We start from the raw sequence: 20,586 nt of genomic DNA, 5'->3' as shown, positions 1-20,586 counted from the left end.
CTACTCCTTCAAAACGGCTTCAATATATTTTTCGGGGTTGACGAGCGTATCAGCCGCCTGATGGAAATACGGCGCGATAAGCTCGGTTCCGAGTCCGATGGCAAGCGACAGAAAGAGCAGTACCGCTGCCGGATACATGTAGCCTTTTAGCGGTCTTTTGGCCGGAGCATCTTCCTGTTCATCCCCCCAGAAGCCGTTGATAAATATTTTCATGACGGAATACAAGACGAGCAGACTGGATAAAAGCATCAGCAGCGTAATCACGAATTCACCGCTTAGAAAGCCGCCCTCTGCAATTTTCAGCTTGCCGATGAATCCGCTGAAAGGAGGGACCCCTGCCAATGAAACAGCTGAAATCATAAACATCCAGCCGAGCACCGGATGGTTTTTGATCAGGCCGCTCATTTTTTTCAGGTTGTTTGTCCCTGTCAGAGTAAACAGCGCTCCGCCAAGCATAAACAGCGCTCCTTTAATGATCATGTCATGAATCAGATAGTAGACAGATCCTTCGATCGAAGCCGGCGTATTGGCGGCGATACCGAATAAGATCACACCGACCGCAGTCACAATATTGTAGATAATGATTTTTTGAACATCCCAGTAGGCGATCGAGCCGATGACACCGAAGATGATCGTAAGGGCCGCAAGCCAGACCATTAATTGATGAGTAAAAGCCGCGTCTTGGGTGAAAATTAATGTAAACACCCTTGTGATCGCGTATAGGCCGACTTTGGTCAGAAGTGCGCCAAACAGTGCGGACACAGCGGCAGGCGGCGCATAATAAGAACCAGGCATCCAGAAATACAGCGGGAAAATGCCGCCTTTTAAACCGAAGACGATCAAAAATAAAACAGCGATGACCGTGATCAGCCCGGTTTGGCCCGATTCACTGATCCGAACGCTCAAATCCGCCATGTTTAATGTGCCCGTCACCGCATATAAATAAGCGACTCCGATGACAAAGAGGGCGGAAGAGATAATGTTAAAGACGATGTACTTCAGAGATTCCCGCAGCTGGATCTTCGTGCCGCCAATGACGATCAGCACATACGAAGCCATCAGGAGAACCTCAAAAAATACGAACAGGTTAAACAAATCCCCGGTTAAGAAAGCGCCGCTAACTCCGGCAAGCAGGAACTGGACCGCGGGATAATAAAAGAAACGCTCGCGTTTTTCGCCGATGGAGCGAAACGAATAAAGAACCGTCAGAAATCCGATAATGGCTGTCGTTAACGCCAGAAGGCTGGCGAATTGATCAGCGACAAGGCTGATCCCGAACGGCGGCTTCCACCCGCCGAGATATAAGGTCTGGATTCCGTCCGTATAGACGGTCTGCACAAGAACAGCGGCCGCCGCGATCGCCGCAATGGAAGATATGGCGCTGAATGCACGCATCAGCACGATCGACTTGTTCATAAAGATGAGTAGAACTGCGGCCATTAAAGGAATCAGTATTGGCAGAATTACAAGATTATTCATGTTGATCATTTCCCCTCATTTGATCCATATCATCCATTTTCAGCTCTTGGTAGGCGCGGAAAGCCATGACCAGGAGAAACGAGGTGACCCCGAAAGCAATGACGATCGCCGTTAAAATCAACGCCTGAGGGAGAGGGTCGACATAGGTTGACGACTCTTCATTTAAAATGGGAGGCGCACCTTTTTTTAACCCTCCCATTGTCAGCAGAAGCAGGTGGACGCCATGGCTGAGAACGGCAGTTCCGATAATCACCCTCAGAAGGCTTTTTGAAAGCAAGAGATATGTCGCCGCCATAAACAAAATTCCTACAATAAAAGACATTAAAATCTCCATTATTCTCTCTCCCCAATCGTCTGAATAATGGTCATGGTCACGCCGACCACTACGAGATAAACCCCGATATCAAACAATACCGCGGTGGCAAGCTCCGTTTTCCCCAAGAGCGGAAGGTTAAAGTAATCAAACGCGTGGGAAAGAAACTGAGCGCCGAATAAAAATGAGCCGATTCCGGTGGAAACGGAAATGAATAAGCCGACGGCCGCCACATAGATAAAGTTGACGGGCAAAATGTTCTGCACCGTTTTTAAATCATAGGCAAGCAGCAGAAGGACGAGCGAAGACGCCGTCATCAATCCGCCGATAAAACCGCCGCCCGGGTTATTATGGCCGGCAAAAAACAGATGGAAAGAAAAGAGCAGAATGATAAAGGATGCAATCTTTGTAACGGTTTGCAGGATCACATCATTCGTCTGAACCTTTTTCAATGCTCTTCCCCTCCTTTCCCCATTCTGAGCCTGATCATGCCGTATATTCCTAAAGCGGCTATGACAAGTACAGTAATTTCAAACAATGTATCAAATCCCCTGAAGTCGACCAATATCACGTTGACGATATTGTGGCCGCCCGCGAGTTTATAGCTGTTTTCAATAAAATACGATGCGATGCTTTCAAGGGAGCGCTGGCTGTTTGCAGAAAGTGCGAGCAGCGTCACAACAGTTCCGACTCCGACCGAGACAAGCGCATTTGTGACCCTGAACTTAGCCGACTTCGGCTTGAATCTGAGCTTCGGCAAATGATAGAAGCAAAGCAGGAACAATGCGACTGAAATCGTTTCGATAATCAGCTGCGTCAGCGCGAGATCCGGCGCTCTGAAAATGACGAAGAACAGCGCAAGCGTGTAGCCGATGACGCCGAGCCCGATAATCGCCGTCAGTCTTGATCTTGCGAAAACGGTGGTAAATGTTGCGGCAATCATGACGGCTGACAAAACAAGCTCATAGATGCCGATTGAAGCATTGCCTTTCACATCGTATGAAAAGCCTCCGGTAACAACGAGCGATCCGCCGATGATCACGATAAAGAAGACAAAAACATAGACGAGATAATCGCGAAGAAACCCGGTCATATACGTTCTTGTAATCTTGTTGGAGCCTTTTTCAAGCCCAGACAACGAGCTGTCGTACAGTTTGTTGAGCGTCAGTTTTTCCGGGAAGAGGCCGTAGACCTTCCGCCATTTTGACAAGGTCAAATAGGCGAGAACGCCGAGAGCAACGACGCCGATTGTCATGTAGAGTTCAGATGAAAAGCCGTGCCACATGTAAATATGAACCTTGAATTTTTCGTCTCCGTCCAAAAGGGTCGGCATAATCGACGATGCAGCCGGTTCAATGATGCTGTATGACAGAATGTTCGGGAAAAAGAAAAAAATCACCACGAGAGAGACGAGGACAATCGGCGAAATCAGCATGCCGAGTGGAGCCTCATGCGCTTGTTTTTCAAGTTTTTCAGGCTGATATTTCCCCCCGAACGTTTTAAACAGCAGAACCATGCAGTAAATGAACGTAAACACGCTTCCGATCCAAGCCAGAACAGGAAGCACAAAACTCCATGTGTCGGCGTTATACAAATTAAAATCCGTAATCCTGAGCATGCTGGTGAAAAACATTTCCTTGCTCAAAAAGCCGTTGAACGGCGGCAGACCAGCCATTGAAAACGCGCCGATCAGCGTAATCGTAAACGTAATCGGCATGATCGTCATCAGACCGCCGAGCTTGCGGATATCCCTCGTTCCCGTTTCATGATCGATGATTCCGACCGCCATGAACAGGCTGCCTTTAAATGTCGCGTGGTTGATCAAGTGAAAAACGGCAGCGATCACTGCAACCATATAGTATTCAAAATTTTGATAGTGCAAAGCTGCGGCACCGACGCCGAGCATCGACATGATCATTCCGAGCTGGCTGACCGTAGAAAAGGCAAGTATCGCTTTTAGATCAGTCTGCTTGACGGCGTTGAACGAACCCCAGAAAAGCGTGACAATCCCCGTGAGGGACACGATCCAAAACCATTCCCCGGAAAAAGCGAACACAGGGGTGAATCTTGCAACGATATAAATTCCCGCTTTTACCATCGTGGCGGAGTGCAGGTAAGCACTTACAGGCGTTGGTGCTTCCATCGCGTCTGGAAGCCAGATGTAAAAAGGGAACTGCGCAGATTTAGTGAAGGCTCCGATTAACACCAGCACGAGAGCCGGAATGAAAAAGCCGTGGCCCGAAATTAAATCAACTTGGTTGATCATTTCTCTGATCGAGAATGAACCCGTAATCGTGTAAAGAAGAATGAAGCCTCCAAGCATGGAAAGACCGCCGAAAATGGTGATAAGCATCGATTTTGTCGCGCCGTATCTTGATTTTTCCCGCTTGTACCAATAGCCGATGAGCAAAAAAGACGATATGCTGGTCAATTCCCAAAATAAATAAAGTACAATGACGTTATCAACGAGAACAACGCCGAGCATTGCCCCCATGAACATGAGCAGATAAACGTAAAACGGTCCGAGCTGCTCTCTTTCTTTAGATAGATAATAGATGCTGTAAAGGACAACCAAAGACCCTATCCCTGTAATCAGAAGGGCGAATAGCAATCCGAGTCCGTCAACGTATGCGGTAAAGTTAATGCCAAAGGACGGAATCCATTCCAGTACAGCCTTTAATGTTCCGCCATCCGCCGTCATTTTGATCATGCGGAAAAAATAAATAAATAATAGAACAGGAAGAACCAGGACAAACCAGCCTGTATGAATCTTTCTGACGTTTTTCGCCAATAGCGGAATCAAAAAGGCGAGTGCAAAAGGCGATAAAATTGCAATATGTAAAGCCGTCATATTAACCTCCCTTTAAGGTAGCATGTATAAATACATTCTGTTCCATACTAAAATTTTCAAACGTTATGTACTTTTTTAGAACTGGTGACCTAGACAAATTATAACTCAAATTTTAATCGGCTGCATGATCTCATGATAACCGCGGTTTATGCGGTCTTATGAACCTGAAAACAATTTTAACAAAAAATGCGGCATTTGTATAATGGAAAGTTTTTTTGAACAAGATGAATTTGAGGTGATGAAAGATGAGAAGGAAAGCTTTTATCAGCTTAAGTTTATTTTGTTCGCTTTTTGCGGGAGCGTTTATGATCAACAGGGAAATGACGCGTGAACAGAATCCGGGGATAGGAACGGACGAAGGCCCTCAATATCGCGGGGATTACACGCCGCTTCAGACGGGAGCGGAAGATCAGTCCTTAACGGGAAAAGAAAGAGCTCCCTTTAAACCGAGAGAATATATCAGAGTTGAGAAACGCTGAAAACAAAAAAGGAATCCGATCGTATAGATCAGACTCCTTTTTGTTTTTTTATGCGGCCCTTACGAGGTGAAGAACCTTAGTAAAACGGTCGCCATAATGACGGTTGCTGCCCCGCCGAGACGCGTTGAGATTTGCGCAAACGGCATCAGCCCCATCCGGCCTGAAGCCGAAAGAATAGCCACGTCCCCCGTACCGCCGAGACCGCTGTGACAGCCGGTGACAATCGCTGATTCAACAGGGTACATGTTCATTAATTTGCCGACAAAGTAGCCTGATGTCACCATGGCAATGACGACTGAAGCGCAGACGGCGATGAAGCGCAGGGAAATAACGGACGCCACATCATCAAGCGGGATGTAAAGAATGCCGAGCCCGACCATCAGCGGCCAAGTGAAGCTTGATGACATGAATTTGTAAAGCTGGTGTGCGCCTTTTTCCATGCTTGCAGGCAGAAGCTTTGCATATTTTACGGCAGCCGCCGCGATGATCATCAGGATCGCTCCCGGAATTGCGATGAACTTGGAGACCAAACCGCCGAAAATGAAGAAGGAACATGCGATTAAAACGCCGGCACCCATTAATTTCAAATCGATTTTCGGCTCCTCTTCTTTTTGGTTGAAAATTTCATCGTCTTTTTTCGATTTGACGAGCCTGCCGTTACCATTCAGCTCAGGCCGCTTTTCGCCAAGCTTTTTCATCAGTCCGGCTGAGATGATGGCAACGACGTTTCCGATAATAGCGGCCGGAATGAGCTGTGAAACAAATACATCTGTGGATTGTCCCAAAATTTGCGAGTAAGCGAGTGACAGCGGCAGGATTCCTTCGCCGATGCCTCCGGCAATAATCGGTACAATAATAAAGAAGAAAGCTTCATAAGGGCTGTAGCCAAACAACAGACCGACGAGAATACCGGCGGCAACCGCTGCGACCGTCCCGGCCAACAACGGAACGAACATTCTCATAAAACCTTGAATCAGAACCGTGCGATGCATTCCTAAAATACTTCCCGCGACTAAACATGCGATGTAAAAATACAGAAAATTCGACGTTTTCATCAAAGTCGTAACCGCTTCCATAGATGCGGGGTTAAGCACTTTGAAAAAGACTAAAAACGAAGGAACAAACAGCGAGAGAATGGCAGGTCCGCCGATATCTTTTAAAATCGGAATGCGCTGTCCAACATCCCCGAGAATAATACCGAGAATCATAATGATCGCGAAACCGCCAAGCATGTCATTCGGCAATTCGTTATAGTAAGCTGCCAGAAAAATAATCAGCGCAAGCGCAATGTATAGCGGAAACGGAATCACGCCGATTTTCCAATTGATCAACTTCTGGAAAAAATTTTTATTTTCTTTATGACCGTGATTTGTAATCGGTTTCAAATCTTTTGCTGCTTCCATCAAAAACACCCCCATGTTTGTATGTGTTCAATTGTAGAAGAAAAGTGTCAATTCTGTGCGTTTTTTAAATTAAAATAATCGATTGATAATTAAATTAAAGCGAAAAAGAGCGGGAAAAGAGGAGGAATCTGCTTGATTTTGATCAATTTATAGGTCTTTTGATTTATTGGGGGGTCGTATCCAGGTAAAAAAGGGAATTCCCTGTCCGGGGAGAAAGCTTTTTTAAAGCAGCAATTTAAAAAACCCCCGAAACTGTTTTCGGGGGTTTTGCATTATGATTTTCTTTTGACAAGAGATCCTAACGCCTCTCCCATTTTCACTTGAAGAGAGGGGTGAAGGCGCTCATCAGGAATAAAGGTATCCTTTTCAAACAGCAGGATAACGGTCGAGCCGAAAGAGAAATATGCGATTTCGTCGCCTTGACGCCATTCTTTTGACTCCTCGAGCATCACGATCGAGTTAATATACATCGCCCCGACCTTCACAAGCAGGGCGGACCCATATTGATGCTTAAATTCGGAAATCATCCGGTAGTTTTTTGTCAGCGGCGATTTTCCGTAGGTCAAACCGATTTGATTCACGGGGTAAGACGTGCTTCCCAGCGAATATTGCGTTTCAAGTGTACCGTCAGCCGGGCTGTGAATTCTGTGGTAGTCCCTCGGGCTTAAATAGATGATGATATAGGTTCCACCGATATAGCGGTTCACGATCTCGGATCGCCCGATCATTTCTTCTACGGAATAGAGCTTTTGTTTGACGGTAAATTGCTTGTCGCGCGTGATGGCGCCCATTTCTTCGATGACTCCGTCCACAGGGCTGACCAGGCTGTTTGGTTCAGCGGGAAGGGGGCGTGCACCGCTCTTTAATTTTCTGATGAACAGCTCGTGCAGGCTGTTAAAAGAGCGGACATCTTCCTGCATCTCTTCTGTATTGATATGAAAGGTTTTGATATAGGAGGGGATGAGAGGTTTGCTGAGCTTTGACTGAGCAAACTTTTTCAGCATCCGGGACACGCCCTTTTTATTCGTCAACTCGATCAAAAACCGGTAAAGCCGCTTTTTCAAGCTGTTCACTCCTTTACTGATCACACGGGATGCAAGCGGTATTTAAATCACGCCGATTGTGTATCCGATCGTAATAAAAACGAGACACCAAATAAAAGCCCCTGATCCGGCATAAATCAGGAACCTTTTCATGTCCATCTCGTTCATGCCGGACAGATAGCATGTCACATGGCGGATTCCGGGAACAAAGTAGCCGAAAAGAATCGTCCACGGGCCGTATTTTTCAAACCAGCGGTGCACGGTGTCCAGTCTTTTCGGCGTCAGACCGATCCATTTCCCGAACTTATCGAGCAGCGGTTTACCGATTTTCTTCCCTAGAAAGTAACTGATGAGCATCCCTGATACCGCACCTGAAAAGCTGATCAAAAGAGACAGCTCATAGTTTAATAGATGAATAGAAGACAGATAACCGACAAATGTCATCATGACTTCATCGGGTATCGGCAGGCCTACAATTCCGAGAACAAGCATCCCGAATATCGCAAAATACCCGTATTGGGAAATCAATTCTTTTGCCAACTCCATGAAAAACTAGCTCACTTTCTTCAATAGTTTTTTCCCCTTCAGGCTGATGACTTTGATTTTGCTGACCATGAGAAAGGACAGGAACAGCATAATCAAAATGTACGGCTTTTTGCCAAGGATCTCTGATAAAAGGTTTAAGCAAACCAGAATTGTTCCGGCTGCGGTGATCGGAAGGCCTGTAAAATAATCCTGGTTCTCTGATTGAATATTAAATCGCGCCAGCCGAAGCGCTCCGCAAACAGGGAATAACAATGTCGAAGGAAGGCCTAAGATCGGTGCATCATAAAAAACGATTGAATAGGTGATGATGGCCGGGGCGACTCCGAAAGTGATAATATCAGACAAAGAATCCAATTCTTTTCCAAACGGGCTGACGGCATTTAATCTGCGCGCGGCCATGCCGTCAAGGCTGTCCAAGATAGCGCCGATCAGAACAAATATAATGGCTAAGAATAAATACCCTCTGAATGCAAGCAATATTGAAGAGATGCCCGAAACAAAGTTTCCAATCGTAATTAAAGAAGGTATGACTGATTTATTCAATGTTTTCGCATCCTTTAAATAAAAACGTTTTATATAGAAATTAAACAATATTAAATTGTATACGATTTGCTTCCTGTCTGCAATAAAATTCCTGAAATGATTGATAACCAGACTTTTTCATCATACCATAAAAGTGGTAAAGACACTGGCGGCGTCAAAAAAATTTATATTTTGTTAAGGTAACAAAAAAATGAATAAGAGAGCAGACGCTCTCTTATTCTATCGTTCGGTTCGCGTTTTCCTTTAATATAAGCCGATATATCAGGCCAGCGCGGGAATCGTCAAACGCAAGGCGAAATCAGCATCAGACGCTTGGTATTTCTTTAAAGAAGGGAAGCGTGGACCCGATGCTGTTGATAGCTTTGAGCGAAGCCGAAGAACAGAGCGGATTCGATTGGGTCGAACCCTAAGCGCAGCGAGCGCGATAAATCCTTGTCCGGTAACGGCGGCATGCGAGAAGTCAAGCGTGACCGTCACAAAAAAACGCCCGCTGTCTTTAGGAAGCAGCGGGCGGGGAGGGGACATGTTATAGATATTGGTTAATCACGTTCAAGTCATTTGTATTTAATTTATATTGGAAAACCGGTCTGCCGATCGTGCCGTAGGCCATTTCTACGTTGAGAACTTCGATTTCCTCCAGAAACTTCAAGTATTTGCGAATTGAAACTTGAGAGATTTCCGTGTGATTGGCCAAATCTTCTGTTGTGAACGTCAAGCTGTCAAACGATCTGATGCTTGACCAAATGAGATTCAGCGTGCTTTTGGTCAGCCCTTTTGGCAAATGCATCTTTTCGGGTGCGCGTTTTTTTTGAAAAAGTTCGAAATCCAGCTCTTTTTGGCTGATATTCCGGTTGCTTGCATAAAGCTGCTGCTTCCGTTTGTAATCGATTAGGGCGCTTTGAAACCGCTCAAATTCGAACGGCTTGATTAAGTAATCGACAGCCCCGTACCGCAGCGTTTTTTGAACAACATCCATTTCACTGGCCGCTGAGATGACGATCACGTCGACAGCTTGATTCTGGCGTCTGATCTCAGTGAGCAGCTCGACGCCGTTCCTGCCCGGCATATAAATATCGAGCAGGATCAGATCGATGTGCTCTTCCCGGAGGAAGGTGAGAGCCTCTTGAAAAGAAGCGGCAATTCCCTTCAGCTGAAATCCCTCTACCTGGCTGAGGTAACGTTTATTCAGCTCTCTTACCATCGGGTCATCTTCAACAATTAATACATCAATCATGGTCATCCTCCTTTGGTTCATACGGAATGCGGAGACTGAATGTCGTTCCTTCATTCTTTTCGCTTGTCACGATGATATGTCCATTTAAATTTTCAAGGCTTTGTTCGACGAAATAAAGCCCGAACCCCCGGTTGGAGCCCTTTGTTGAAAAGCCTTGATCAAACATTTTCTGCTGTTCCTCCTTGGATATGCCGACTCCCGTATCCGTGACTTCAATATCAAGCTGTCCGTCATGGTGGCGGAATGAAATCGAGATATTTTTCTTATCAGTTGCGGAAACGGCATCCAGGGCATTGTTGAGAAGGTTCCCGATAACGGTGATTAAATCGTGTATCACCGCTGTGTTGGCTGTATCCGGAATCCTCGTGCTGCAATGAACCTCCAGCGAGGCCCCCTGTTCCCGGATATAGCTCTGCTTGCCGAGCAAAAAGCCGGCGAGCACCGAGTTTTTAATATGGTTGATAATTTCGCTCGCTTCAGACTGCTGATAGATCGCAATGTCTTTTATATAGTTTCCAAGCTCGTCGTAGTTCTTTAATTGAACGAGACCGAGAATCACGTGGAGCTTGTTCATAAACTCGTGCGACTGCGCCCTGAGCGCGTTTGCGTACATTTTAACACCGGACAGCTGCTCAGCTAAGTGCTTCACTTCGGTTTTGTCGCGGAATGTGGCAATCGCTCCGACGATGTTTCCCTTTTTTAAGTGGATCGGAACTTCATTAAAGACAAGTTCTAGCCCGTTGATTCTAACGTCGCGGTCCAGAACGGGCTTCTGAGTATCGATCACTTGTTTCAGGCGGTTGTTTGGCAAGATGTCGGTGACATCCCGGTCGATCGGATTCTCTTCGATCCCCATTTTATGAAACAGGCGCTTCGCTTCCGCGTTGGCGAGCTTGATTTTTCCTGTTCGGTCAACGGCGAGTATCCCTTCTTTTGTCGACTCAAGCATCGCGCTTCGTTCATTCAAAAGCGTTGCAATTTCATACGGTTCCATACCGAACATAATCGTTTTTACTTTCCTCGCCACGATGACAGCTCCGATGATTCCGGCGAAGATGCTGAGGACGATAACCGTATATAAAGGGCGGAGATTTTGCTGGGTGATCTGCTCAATCTCGTTAAGGGTGATTCCGACCGCTACCGCTCCGACCTGGCTGCCCGTTTTATTATAAATGGGAACAAAAGCCCTCAGTGATTCACCGAGCGTGCCTTTTGCCGTACTAATGTGGCGGCGGCCTTTCAGCACTTCTTTTTCGTCCCCGCCGGCAAATTTCTTTCCGATTTTATTCGGATCCGGGTGGGTTTTACGGATGCTGTTCATATCCATGACAACGACGAATTCAGTCTCGGTGATTTTTTGAACGCGGGCGGTGTATGTTCGGAGCTCATCGTATTCGCCGCTTTCCAGCGATTGCGCCGTAATCGGAGCTTCGGCGACCATCTCCGCCGTCTGCAGGGCAATCTGCTGCTCCTGCTCCCGAATGTTCCTTGCGGTCTCGGAACCGACCATAAAAAACGCGATCAATAAAGAAATCAAAACGACGACGCAGACAAATATCGTTAATCGTGTCTGCAGTTTTAATGTTTTTTTCAACGGCGATTCCTCGCGATCTATTGATTAGTCAACACATAATACTTTACAAGTAAATGGCGAATTTGTGAAGAAACCTGCCCCTTTCTGCCGCGAACAGCAGAAATTAAAAATATGGAAAATATTCTTGTCAACAGGTCCTAAGTCGTACATAATGAATGAGGAACATATCAGAAAGGGACTTTTTTTATGAAAAATACGTATGTAACAGGCTTTTTTCCTTTTATCGCAATTCTTCTTTTCAGTTCATCTCTTGCGATTTCTTCCGTTATCTATGCCATGGGGATACTGTCTTCTCTCGGCATTTACAAAGGAATGCTCGAGTTTTTCTCTGAGAGCGGCATCCGGATGGCTTTGTTTGCTGTGTTTACGCTGATTTTTTTCATGGTATTTTCCGCTTTGAAGCTGATTGCCAATACAGTGACAGAGCTTGCCCTCTTATTTTTCGCCAAAGATCCTGAAGGAGCGAACCTGAGGAAAATCAGGGTCGGTTCTGCCGTGTATCTGGGAGCAAGCCTTTTATCCTTTATTTTTGTCCAATATGCCGCTGGAATTGCAGCGCTTTTTTTACTCGCAACACTCGTATATTTAATTTTTATCGTTTATGCGATCCACAGCACGCTTTCATTTATGTCATTAATCGGCTTTATTATGTTTGAGCTGCTGTTTTGGTTTACGTTTTTAATCGGCACGGTGTATATCGTCATCAAGCTATATAACAGCGTCATGGCGAGCCTGCCCGTTTGAGCCATGCAAAAAACCGGAGCGCGGACGTTTGTCCGACGGCTCCGGTTTTTTTATGACAAAAATCGTTTTCTGATCTCAGGACCGGGAATGGTGCACTCGCTTTTTTGCCCAAACCATTTGTAACGGTTTTTCGCAATCACGCTGTAGATGGCGTCCCGTAGCGGTCTGGGAATGATCAAGAGGGCGGAAGCGGCCCGCCAAAGACCAGGAAGGCTTTTCACCACATGCAAGGCCGCGGTTGATTTCTGATATACCCGTCCGTTTTCGATCAAAATAAAGCTGTCAAAATGATCGGAGGGGAGCTGATATTGCTTGAGCAGCTTCCCCCCGGCATCAGATTGCAGGGAAGCGAATGAAAATAAGCCTTCTGGATCATGCTTGATGATGAATTGAACGGCTCCGTCGCAAAAGTTGCACACGCCGTCAAACAGAACGATTCGCTCAGGCATATCAGCCACTTTCAGCCACCCCTTTTTTGATTTAAGATGCGTATGCAAGCGTTCCTCTCCAGATTAAAAGTTGAGGTCCCGCGTGATGCAGATACTCGACATTGCCTTTTGCCTCTTTTCCGACCCATACACTCATTGTGTACGTATCCGTCAATCCGACAAACCAAAGGTCTCTGTACCCGTTGGATGTTCCGGTTTTGCCTCCTACATATCCGCCGCTGAAATTCGCTTTTTTACCGGTTCCTTCTTTGACAACCGCTGATAAGAGCTCGCGCATTTGGTTGTTTGTCCGCATGCTGAATACTTGCTGCGGTTTGTCTTTCCATTTGTAAAGCGTTTTGCCTTTTAAGTCCGTCACCTTTGTGATGGCATGGCTGGATGTATAGCTGCCGTTATTGCCGAAAGTCGTATAGGCATCGGCCATCTCCAGCGGTGAGAAACCCCATGTAAATCCGCCCAGTGCAGCAGGAAGACGGTAGTCGTTTTGAACGATTTTATCAAATCCGAACGGTTTTAAATAGCTGAATCCTTTTTGCACGCCGACTCGGTTCAACATTCGTACGGCCGGTGTATTATACGAATTTTTAAAGGCTGTCTTGATCGACACGGTTCCGTATGTTCTTTCGTTGAAGTTGTTCGGACAGTATTCTTTGCTGCAAAATTTGCTTGCGTCAATCATGCTGCCTGCCGTCGCACCCGTTTCTTCAATGTACGGCCCGTAGTCAAGGAGCGGTTTAATCGATGATCCCGGCTGCCTGTATGCCTGGAATGCCAGGTTGTAATCATACTTTTTATAGTTTTTCCCGCCGGACATGGCGACGATTTGATGGGTTTGGTGGTTGATCACCACCGCTCCGCCTTGTACGCCTTCATAAGGGAGGCGATTATTCACTTGCTGGACGACCCGGTTTTGCATCCCGGTATCGAGCGCCGTATAAATTTTGATCCCGCTCGTCGTGAGGGAGCTGATGCGGTTAGACAGCTCTTTTTCGATTTTTTTCTTTTCTTCTTTTGTTTTTGCCTTTTTCAGCCGTTCGTCAAACCCTTCCGAAGCAGACACCAATTTGGTGAATTCCTCGTTGACATAAGTCGTATAGTCGGGATAAGCGTCTTTCTTTTCTTTTACATGAAGCGTAATTTTTTGCTTTACGGCTTTGCTGTATTCTTTTTCAGTGATCACGCCCGCTTTTTTCAGCCCTTCAAGCAGCCGCTTTTGGCGGGTTTTTGTGTAGTCAAAATGTTTCAAAGGATCATATAATGTAGGGTTATTAGGGATCGCGCAAATAAACGCCGTTTCGGCAAGGTTGAGAGATTTCAAAGGCTTGCTGAAATAGAAATAAGACGCGGATCCAATTCCGTAGACCCCATGATTAAAATAGATCGTGTTTAAATATTTCTCAAAAATTTCTTCTTTTGAAAGCTTTTTTTCCAGCTGATAGGAATACAGGAGCTCTGTGAACTTGCGGTCGAAGGTTCGTTCATGGTTCAAATACAAGTTTCTCGAAAGCTGCTGTGTAATCGTGCTGGCTCCCTGATCAATGCCGCCTTTTTTGACATTGGCTGCGGCGGCCCGGGCCATTCCGATAAAATCAAAGCCTTTATGCTGAAAGAAATGCCGATCCTCTGAAGTGAGAAACAGCTGCTTCACATGATCAGGGATATTTTTATAGGGGACAAATACCCGGTTTTGGTGATCTGAAACAATTTCTGAAATCAGGGCGCCGTCCCTGTCATACATGTAGCTGTTTTGTACAAGGCCGATATCTTTTATATTGATCTTCTCATCGAGCACCTGATCGAGAGGCTTCATATCCTGAGCTTCCCGGCCGGAGGCCATTAAGGTAAAGACAAATATAGGAATTAACATCAACAGAAAAATCCATCCAAAAAATGAACGCAACTTTGTCACTCTCTTTTCGCTAAATTCTAGCCATATCGTACCATTCTTTTTTGATATCGAGAAGGATAATTTGATAGATTGGCAGTTTTTTATCCGATTTCAGCTTGCTTTTGCCTCTGATTTTTTTTGCTGGGACCTTTGGAATATCAGAAGGCATGCTCCGCCGAAAAAGAGGACGGCAGTTGCGTAAAAAGCGGAAGAAATTCCGAAAAAGCTGGAAAGAACGCCGCCGAGCACCGGGCCGATGACATTGCCCAAAAATCTGAAACTTACATTATAGCCAAGCACTTCCCCTTGAATAGGCCCCGGAGATTCAACTCGGATTAAGGCGGTGATGCAGGGAATCATCCCGCCAAGCGCGATTCCGAACAGAAAGCGGAAGAACACAAGCATTTCATACTGAGATGTAAGTCCTTGCGGAATAACGCAAACCGCGGCAGCCAGCGCGAGAATCATCAATATTTTTCCATGGCCGAACCGATCGCCTAAGACGCCCCATTTTCTCGCGGCGAGAAGGCTTCCAAGGCCGGTTGCAGAAAAAGCCAGCCCTGAGAAAAATGCGAGATTGTCAGTTCCGTGCAGCTCGCTGACATATAAGGCGAGCAGCGGCTGAACACTGAAGTTTCCCACTTGAATCACAGCGGTGAGGATCATCGCCGTAATCAGCGGGCGCTGGTGCAAAATCGTCTGCAGCACCTGCTTTCTCGTATACCCGGCGGAGGCATCGCGCTTCGCCTTCAAAGGACGTTCACGCACTCCGGTAAACACGAGGAAAACCGCGCTGTAAATGGCAAATGCCGTAATGAAAAACGTATATGTAAAACCGACGCGATCGGCGAGCAGACCGCCGAGCAAGGGGCCGAATAACCCTCCTGAGACCGTGCCCATCTGCAGCGTGCCGAGCACTTTGCCAGCCGTTTTTTTCGGCGTCTGAGCCGAAATCATGGCAAGGGAAGTGGGAATGAACCCGGTTACGAGCCCCATCGCCATTCTCAAAAAAAACAGTTCGTATACGGAAGAGACAAGGGACATGAGAAGAATGCAAGTGCCGATGCCGGTGCCCGTGATCAAGAGGATTTTTTTATAGCCGTGTTTATCTCCGAACCTTCCCCAAAAAGGAGAAACCAAAAAGGCCATCAAAAATGTGACGCCGAAAACGTATCCGCTCCATTTTGCCGTAAATCCGTCCGAATAGCTGCCGAGCGTTTCGATATAGAGGGAAAGAAACGGCAGAACCATTGTAGAGCTTGCGGCCACGAAAAAATTCGCGAACCACATGATCACAAGGTTTTTCTTATAAACAGAGATGCGAATCACCTTCTTAAAAAGTTTGAATTTCCTTCATTATAAATGAAATGTGGAAGCTGTATGGAATCGCTGCTCATTGGAAAAATGAAAATTGGGTATTTGAAGGAATTTTCAACATTTTCAGAAATTAAAACCTTAAATATAGAAATATAATGATATAATAAGAGAAATATGAACGTACTTTGGAAAACATTCAGAAGGCTTTAGGCTTGGACGATTTCCATCCGTTGCGCTACATCCATAAGTTTTTTATATTGAGATAGAAAGGCAGGTGTGAAAGTTGGAAGCGAGCACCTTACTGATTATTGATTTTGAATTTACAATGCCTGAGGGAAAGTATCACCCGCAAAATTTTTTCCCGGAAATCATAGAAGCAGGGATTGTAAAGGCGGTTCATGATGAGGTGGTTGAGACATTTTCAAGCTATATTAAGCCGAAGAAGTTCCCTAAATTAACGAGGCGCTGCAAAAAATTTCTCAGCATTACGCAGGAACAGGTTGACCAAGGCATCACGTTTAACGCGTTGATTGAAAAGCTGCGGGAGCTTGATCCTGACCAAAACAGCGCCATCATTACATGGGGAAACATGGATATGAAAGTGCTGAAGCAAAATTGCATGTTCAACCATGTTCCGTTTCCGTTTAAAGGAGAGATGAGGGATCTTTCCATGGAGTACAAGGAATTCTTTGGTGACAAAACATTGACGAATTTGTGGAAAGCAGCGGAAGAGTACGGCGATTCAGGAACGGGAAAACAGCATAAAGCGCTAGACGACGCGATGACAACGTATAAGCTGTTTCGGCTCGTAGAACGGGATAAGAAGTATTTGGAAAATCCGAAACCGACGACGATCGGCGAACGGGTTGATCTTTCAAAAGTTTTTCCGCACGCCACATAAATAACCCAATCTGGCGAACAGATTGGGTTATTTGTGCGGGAAATATTCATTTTCAAGCGCATGAATAAGTTCAAGCGATTTTGCCGCGTATTCGGACGAATCGTTTTGCAGATCCGTTTTTAAACGGTTTAAAGCTGAGCGGAGCGAATCCGCATAATCCGGTACAGCTTCATCGAACGGCTTCACCATACGATGCGGGATATTTGTCTGTTCACCGAAAGCGAGCGCTTTTCGTTCATGAAAAAAAGGGACGTCTGCCTTGTTGGGATGGTGAAGATCGCCTTGCTTCGGGTGGGTCAGCACGGCGAGGATTTTGACAAGGTAGTGCATCGGTTTAACATCCGTAATTTCGCCGATGTAGACGCCTGTCTTATAAAAGCCCTTTACACGATCGCCGACTTGAAATTGGTTGTTCACTGCATCTGCCTCCTAATGGTATCATAATAAATAAATGGTAAAAAAATCATTTCAGGGAGGAAGAAAAATGGCGCCGTTTCTGATTCAGTTTATGCTCTATTTTCCTGAAGACAAAAGAGAATATATCCCTTCTTTTATTACGCTGGCCGTTTTCTTTATCATCGCAATTGTTGTATTCCGGCTGATCATTAAACATTCCAAAAAAGAAGCTGAAAAAGCGGAAAAGCTGGAAAGAGAATTGAATGAAACCATCCACAAGCGCTCTTAGAAGCGCCCGTTTTTCAGCCGGAACGCTTATGAAAAAGCGGTCTTCAGACGTCTGAGCCCGTCTTTTACAACAGAGAGCGAACATCCGACATTCATTCTGACGAATCCTTCTCCGCCCGGTCCGTACTTTGGTCCCGGCTCCAGAATCAGCTTTCCTTTATGAAGGAGAAGCCGTTTGATGTCCTGATCCGTCAATCCGAGCTTGCGGCAGTCAAGCCATGCCAAGTAAGAGGCGTCTGGCTCCATCATGCGGACCTCGGGCAGCTCCTCTGCTAAAAAGCGGCGGACTTCTTCCATATTTCGTTCGATGTAAGGGATAAGCTGATCGAGCCACGGTTCGCCTTTTGAATAGGCCGCTTCGATTGCTGCAACTGCAAATGTATTTAAAGAATGCAGTCCCTGACGCTGCATAACTTTTGCAAAGGCGGTTCTCTTCGCCTTGTCGGGTATGATGATGGCTGAGGCCTGCAACCCGGCCAAGTTAAACGTTTTGCTCGGTGCAATACATGTGATCGAAATATCCGCGAATTCCGGAGATAAAGAGGCGAACGGCGTATGGTTCAGTCCGTTCAGCATCAGGTCTGAATGGATTTCGTCGGAAACAACTGTGACACCGTGTTTAAGGCAGAGTTCGCCCAGCGTTGTCAGCTCTTCTTTCGACCATGAACGTCCGGAAGGATTGTGCGGATTGCAAAGAATGAACATCTTCACATCCGGTTCCCCAAGCTTTTTTTCAAGGTCGGAAAAATCCATTTCATAGCGGCCGTCTTTTTCGATTAATGGATTGTGTAACACAACCCGTCCGTTTTTTTCAACAATATCAAAGAACGGCGTATATACAGGCGGCTGTACGACCACCCGCTCGCCGGGCTCTGTGTACGCCTGCACCGCTTGGGCTAGCGCTGTTACAATGCCCGGGCTGAAAGTGATAAGCACCGGTTCAGTATTCCATCCGTGCCGGCGGCTGAGCCAATCGGTGACAGCTTCGTTCGTGCCCGCGCTTGCAGATGTATAGCCAAAAACCCCGTGCTCCAAGCGCTGCTGAAGAGCGTCGATAACGGGCTGGGGGGCGCGGAAATCCATATCAGCCACCCACATTGGAAGCGCGTCATCTACACCGAATAATTCCTGTGTTAAGTCCCACTTCACAGACTGGGTCCCGCGTCTGTTATGTTCTGTATTAAAATCCATGATCTCACCTCATGTCTTTTTCATATGTTATACATTAACTGTGATAAGGATAGATTGCAATGTTTTAACCATGAAAGCTTTTATAAAGTAAAGGGAGTGGCATCCGATGGAATGGAGCAGTGTGCCCTGAGTGGGCTTTTCAGCGTCATCTCAACCCTATGAGCTGGTATATTCGCCCGGTCTTTCTCGTGGCGCTTGCGTATTTTTGCTATAGGCGGACTTGGAAAGGCGTCATCGTTACTTTTTTGCTGATGACGAGCAGCATGTTTTGGTTTCCCGTCCCCGAGCGGATCAATCCGGAGATGCAGGCTGTTTTGGATTACGAGCAGATGCTTTTGTCCAACCCGCTTTCTGCCGTGCTCACGCTCGCTTTTATGATGGGGTTTCTCGTGTTGATTGGCGCGGCATTTTGGAAGCGCTCCTTAGGGTGGGGACTTGCGGTATTGAATGTGACGCTGATCGGCAAGGTTGTGCTGTCAGTGATGCTGACGGGGGAAAACGGCTGGGCGCCCCTCGGAAATGCCGTGTTCGGATTGATTCTCGTCAACGGCATCGGGCTGCTGCTGATCGCCTGGCGGAGGAAGCGGAGACAAGCCGGCCGATAGCCTGGTGCTTTCCTTATCGACAAGCCGGCGCGTTATGATACAATAGCTTTTGAAACATTACAATGAAGCGGTGATCATGATGAAAGAAAGTCAGGCAGCAGCACAAATCATCCACATCATAAAGGAATGGGATCCGTTTCAAGCCGGACCCGATTTTTATGAAACGGAAGCGGCCGAGATTGTTCAGGCCGTCTACACGGAAAACGACGCAGAGCGGCTGGGCGAAGCTATCCAGTCCGTTTTTGAAGTATCATTTGATCAGACGCTGCCGCTGGCAAAATGCAAACAGCTGGCTGAACGGCTCCTTGCGATCAAAGACAGCAGTTCGTGCTGATCAAAATTTAAAAACCGCCAAACGGCGGTTTTTTTATATTCATGTCAAAATGAAATCGGCAATTTTGTCTGATACATAATCCGGATTTTCTTCGGGGACGAGGTGGCCGGTTTCCCGCAAGGAATAGAAAATGGAATTGGGCAAATCCTGATGAAGCCTTTTGCCGATCTGTACAGGGACAACGCGGTCCTCTTCGCCCCAGATTAAGAGGGAAGGCGTCTCGATTTTCTTCAAATCGTCCGGTAATAAATCGCCTTCCCGGTGTCTGATGAGACGCGCGAGCGCCCTGAAAATTTGATCGTCAAGAAACGGTTTCAGGTAGCCATTGATCATCTCCTGATCGATCAGAGATCTGTCGTAGACAACATTCATGAGATTTTTCAGGACGCCTTGTTTTGACAGCCAGCGCTTGATGTACAAATAAAAATAAGGAATATGGCTCCCGAAAATGAGCGGGCGGGGGGAACGCTTTAAATAGCCTGAGCTGCACAGCAGGACGACTTTTTTGAACAGTTCAGGCCTTTCCTTTATCGCATAAAGTGAAATCTGGCCGCCCATCGAATGTCCGACAAGCACGGCGTCTCTAATCCTCAGCCTTTCGATCAGTTCGATGACCACCCTGGCCATGTTTTGATAGGTATACACAAAGGTGCTGGATTTTTCTGATTGGCCGAAGGGAGGCAGGTCAACGGCGACTAAATTAAACTCATCCTTCAGAAGAGGAATGATTTTTCTGTAGCAAAACGAGGAAGAAAGAAAGCCGTGTATTAAAACGAGCGATTGCCTGCCCGGATTCTCGTAATGCTCATAATATATATTGACCCCTTGAATGGTTTCAATAGAAGGTTTTGTTAACAGCATGATCCAAATCACTCCGAATGTTTTTCTTTCATGTTCAAACAATCTGGCTGCATGTTGTCGCCTAAGTCCTGAGTACGTTATTTATCGTACCCGAAAAAATTTTTTTCACGCTTTGATTTCGCTTTTT

22 protein-coding genes and 1 pseudogene are annotated in these 20,586 nt (G+C 46.3%); 6 read left to right on the top strand and 17 right to left on the bottom strand.

What is annotated here, in order from left to right; translation table 11 throughout:
• From MHH76_RS16900 to MHH76_RS16885, 4 genes are read right to left on the bottom strand one after another with little or no spacing between them, the layout of a single operon-like run.
• On the bottom strand, positions 1-1,479 hold the full coding sequence (locus tag MHH76_RS16900; RefSeq protein WP_025809735.1) for a Na+/H+ antiporter subunit D: 1,479 nt from the start codon (positions 1,477-1,479) through the stop codon (positions 1-3).
• Positions 1,472-1,813, bottom strand: a complete 342-nt coding sequence (locus tag MHH76_RS16895; protein ID WP_020452785.1) for a Na(+)/H(+) antiporter subunit C — start codon at positions 1,811-1,813, stop codon at positions 1,472-1,474. Before MHH76_RS16895 ends, MHH76_RS16900 begins: the two co-directional genes overlap by 8 nt.
• Positions 1,813-2,244 (bottom strand): Na(+)/H(+) antiporter subunit B, encoded by a 432-nt coding sequence (locus MHH76_RS16890; RefSeq protein WP_003184834.1) that lies wholly within the window; start codon positions 2,242-2,244, stop codon positions 1,813-1,815. Before MHH76_RS16890 ends, MHH76_RS16895 begins: the two co-directional genes overlap by 1 nt.
• Entirely contained in the window at positions 2,241-4,643 is a 2,403-nt protein-coding gene (locus tag MHH76_RS16885; protein ID WP_023856151.1) for a Na+/H+ antiporter subunit A, read from the bottom strand. Before MHH76_RS16885 ends, MHH76_RS16890 begins: the two co-directional genes overlap by 4 nt.
• A gap of 245 nt (positions 4,644-4,888) precedes the next feature.
• Between MHH76_RS16885 and MHH76_RS16880 the strand changes: the two genes are divergently transcribed.
• Complete coding sequence (locus tag MHH76_RS16880) at positions 4,889-5,122, top strand: hypothetical protein (RefSeq protein ID WP_043054453.1); 234 nt, start codon at positions 4,889-4,891, stop codon at positions 5,120-5,122.
• 59 nt (positions 5,123-5,181) lie between these two features.
• Here MHH76_RS16880 and MHH76_RS16875 read toward each other — a convergent pair whose 3' ends face one another.
• The 7 genes and pseudogenes from MHH76_RS16875 to malK form a co-directional block, all read right to left on the bottom strand.
• Positions 5,182-6,525, bottom strand: a complete 1,344-nt coding sequence (locus tag MHH76_RS16875; RefSeq protein WP_023856149.1) for a 2-hydroxycarboxylate transporter family protein — start codon at positions 6,523-6,525, stop codon at positions 5,182-5,184.
• Between the two features lie 272 nt (positions 6,526-6,797).
• Positions 6,798-7,589, bottom strand: coding sequence for a phosphatidylserine decarboxylase (locus tag MHH76_RS16870; protein ID WP_025809729.1), 792 nt, complete (start codon positions 7,587-7,589; stop codon positions 6,798-6,800).
• A gap of 42 nt (positions 7,590-7,631) precedes the next feature.
• Positions 7,632-8,114 (bottom strand): DedA family protein, encoded by a 483-nt coding sequence (locus tag MHH76_RS16865; RefSeq protein ID WP_020452781.1) that lies wholly within the window; start codon positions 8,112-8,114, stop codon positions 7,632-7,634.
• Between the two features lie 6 nt (positions 8,115-8,120).
• The gene (gene pssA / locus MHH76_RS16860; RefSeq protein WP_020452780.1) at positions 8,121-8,657 is read right to left on the bottom strand and encodes a CDP-diacylglycerol--serine O-phosphatidyltransferase; all 537 of its coding nucleotides are present in this window, start codon (positions 8,655-8,657) and stop codon (positions 8,121-8,123) included.
• A 284-nt stretch (positions 8,658-8,941) separates the two neighbouring features.
• A pseudogene (locus MHH76_RS16855) lies at positions 8,942-9,131 on the bottom strand (ABC transporter permease); the annotation flags it as partial.
• A gap of 52 nt (positions 9,132-9,183) precedes the next feature.
• Entirely contained in the window at positions 9,184-9,891 is a 708-nt protein-coding gene (locus MHH76_RS16850; RefSeq protein ID WP_025809726.1) for a response regulator, read from the bottom strand.
• Positions 9,884-11,485 carry a malate sensor histidine kinase MalK gene (gene malK / locus MHH76_RS16845; RefSeq protein WP_023856146.1) on the bottom strand — a complete coding sequence of 534 codons (1,602 nt, stop codon included), beginning with the start codon at positions 11,483-11,485 and terminating at the stop codon, positions 9,884-9,886. Before malK ends, MHH76_RS16850 begins: the two co-directional genes overlap by 8 nt.
• A gap of 186 nt (positions 11,486-11,671) precedes the next feature.
• On the opposite strand from malK, the gene MHH76_RS16840 reads away from it, so the two are divergent.
• On the top strand, positions 11,672-12,229 hold the full coding sequence (locus tag MHH76_RS16840) for a YufK family protein (protein ID WP_020452777.1): 558 nt from the start codon (positions 11,672-11,674) through the stop codon (positions 12,227-12,229).
• 50 nt (positions 12,230-12,279) lie between these two features.
• On the opposite strand, the gene MHH76_RS16835 is transcribed toward MHH76_RS16840, so the two are convergent.
• From MHH76_RS16835 to MHH76_RS16825, 3 genes are all read right to left on the bottom strand, one after another.
• Positions 12,280-12,678: a thiol-disulfide oxidoreductase DCC family protein gene (locus MHH76_RS16835; protein ID WP_033155026.1), complete on the bottom strand. Its 399-nt coding sequence runs from the start codon at positions 12,676-12,678 to the stop codon at positions 12,280-12,282.
• 31 nt (positions 12,679-12,709) lie between these two features.
• The gene (locus tag MHH76_RS16830) at positions 12,710-14,587 is read right to left on the bottom strand and encodes a transglycosylase domain-containing protein (protein WP_186442244.1); all 1,878 of its coding nucleotides are present in this window, start codon (positions 14,585-14,587) and stop codon (positions 12,710-12,712) included.
• A gap of 90 nt (positions 14,588-14,677) precedes the next feature.
• The gene (locus MHH76_RS16825; protein ID WP_026580045.1) at positions 14,678-15,856 is read right to left on the bottom strand and encodes an MFS transporter; all 1,179 of its coding nucleotides are present in this window, start codon (positions 15,854-15,856) and stop codon (positions 14,678-14,680) included.
• A 310-nt stretch (positions 15,857-16,166) separates the two neighbouring features.
• Between MHH76_RS16825 and kapD the strand changes: the two genes are divergently transcribed.
• Complete coding sequence (gene kapD, locus MHH76_RS16820; protein ID WP_023856141.1) at positions 16,167-16,784, top strand: 3'-5' exonuclease KapD; 618 nt, start codon at positions 16,167-16,169, stop codon at positions 16,782-16,784.
• Between the two features lie 27 nt (positions 16,785-16,811).
• Here kapD and MHH76_RS16815 read toward each other — a convergent pair whose 3' ends face one another.
• On the bottom strand, positions 16,812-17,201 hold the full coding sequence (locus MHH76_RS16815) for a kinase-associated lipoprotein B (RefSeq protein WP_023856140.1): 390 nt from the start codon (positions 17,199-17,201) through the stop codon (positions 16,812-16,814).
• Positions 17,202-17,268: 67 nt separating this feature from the next.
• On the opposite strand from MHH76_RS16815, the gene MHH76_RS16810 reads away from it, so the two are divergent.
• Entirely contained in the window at positions 17,269-17,469 is a 201-nt protein-coding gene (locus tag MHH76_RS16810; RefSeq protein ID WP_020452772.1) for a hypothetical protein, read from the top strand.
• 26 nt (positions 17,470-17,495) lie between these two features.
• Here the strand turns inward: MHH76_RS16810 and MHH76_RS16805 are convergent, their stop codons facing one another.
• On the bottom strand, positions 17,496-18,659 hold the full coding sequence (locus MHH76_RS16805; protein ID WP_043054452.1) for a MalY/PatB family protein: 1,164 nt from the start codon (positions 18,657-18,659) through the stop codon (positions 17,496-17,498).
• A 158-nt stretch (positions 18,660-18,817) separates the two neighbouring features.
• On the opposite strand from MHH76_RS16805, the gene MHH76_RS16800 reads away from it, so the two are divergent.
• Both MHH76_RS16800 and MHH76_RS16795 read left to right on the top strand, forming a co-directional pair.
• Complete coding sequence (locus tag MHH76_RS16800) at positions 18,818-19,264, top strand: hypothetical protein (protein WP_116523391.1); 447 nt, start codon at positions 18,818-18,820, stop codon at positions 19,262-19,264.
• Positions 19,265-19,343: 79 nt separating this feature from the next.
• Entirely contained in the window at positions 19,344-19,598 is a 255-nt protein-coding gene (locus tag MHH76_RS16795) for a DUF1871 family protein (RefSeq protein ID WP_023856137.1), read from the top strand.
• Positions 19,599-19,637: 39 nt separating this feature from the next.
• Here the strand turns inward: MHH76_RS16795 and MHH76_RS16790 are convergent, their stop codons facing one another.
• On the bottom strand, positions 19,638-20,459 hold the full coding sequence (locus MHH76_RS16790) for an alpha/beta hydrolase (protein ID WP_023856136.1): 822 nt from the start codon (positions 20,457-20,459) through the stop codon (positions 19,638-19,640).
• Between the last annotated feature and the right edge of the window lie 127 nt (positions 20,460-20,586).

Origin of the sequence: Bacillus sp. FSL L8-0193, assembly GCF_037976065.1 — a bacterium.
GTDB classification, from domain to species: Bacteria; Bacillota; Bacilli; order Bacillales; family Bacillaceae; genus Bacillus; species Bacillus paralicheniformis.
Note: the sequence above shows the minus strand (reverse complement) of the source record. Positions and strands in the feature narration are given on the sequence as shown.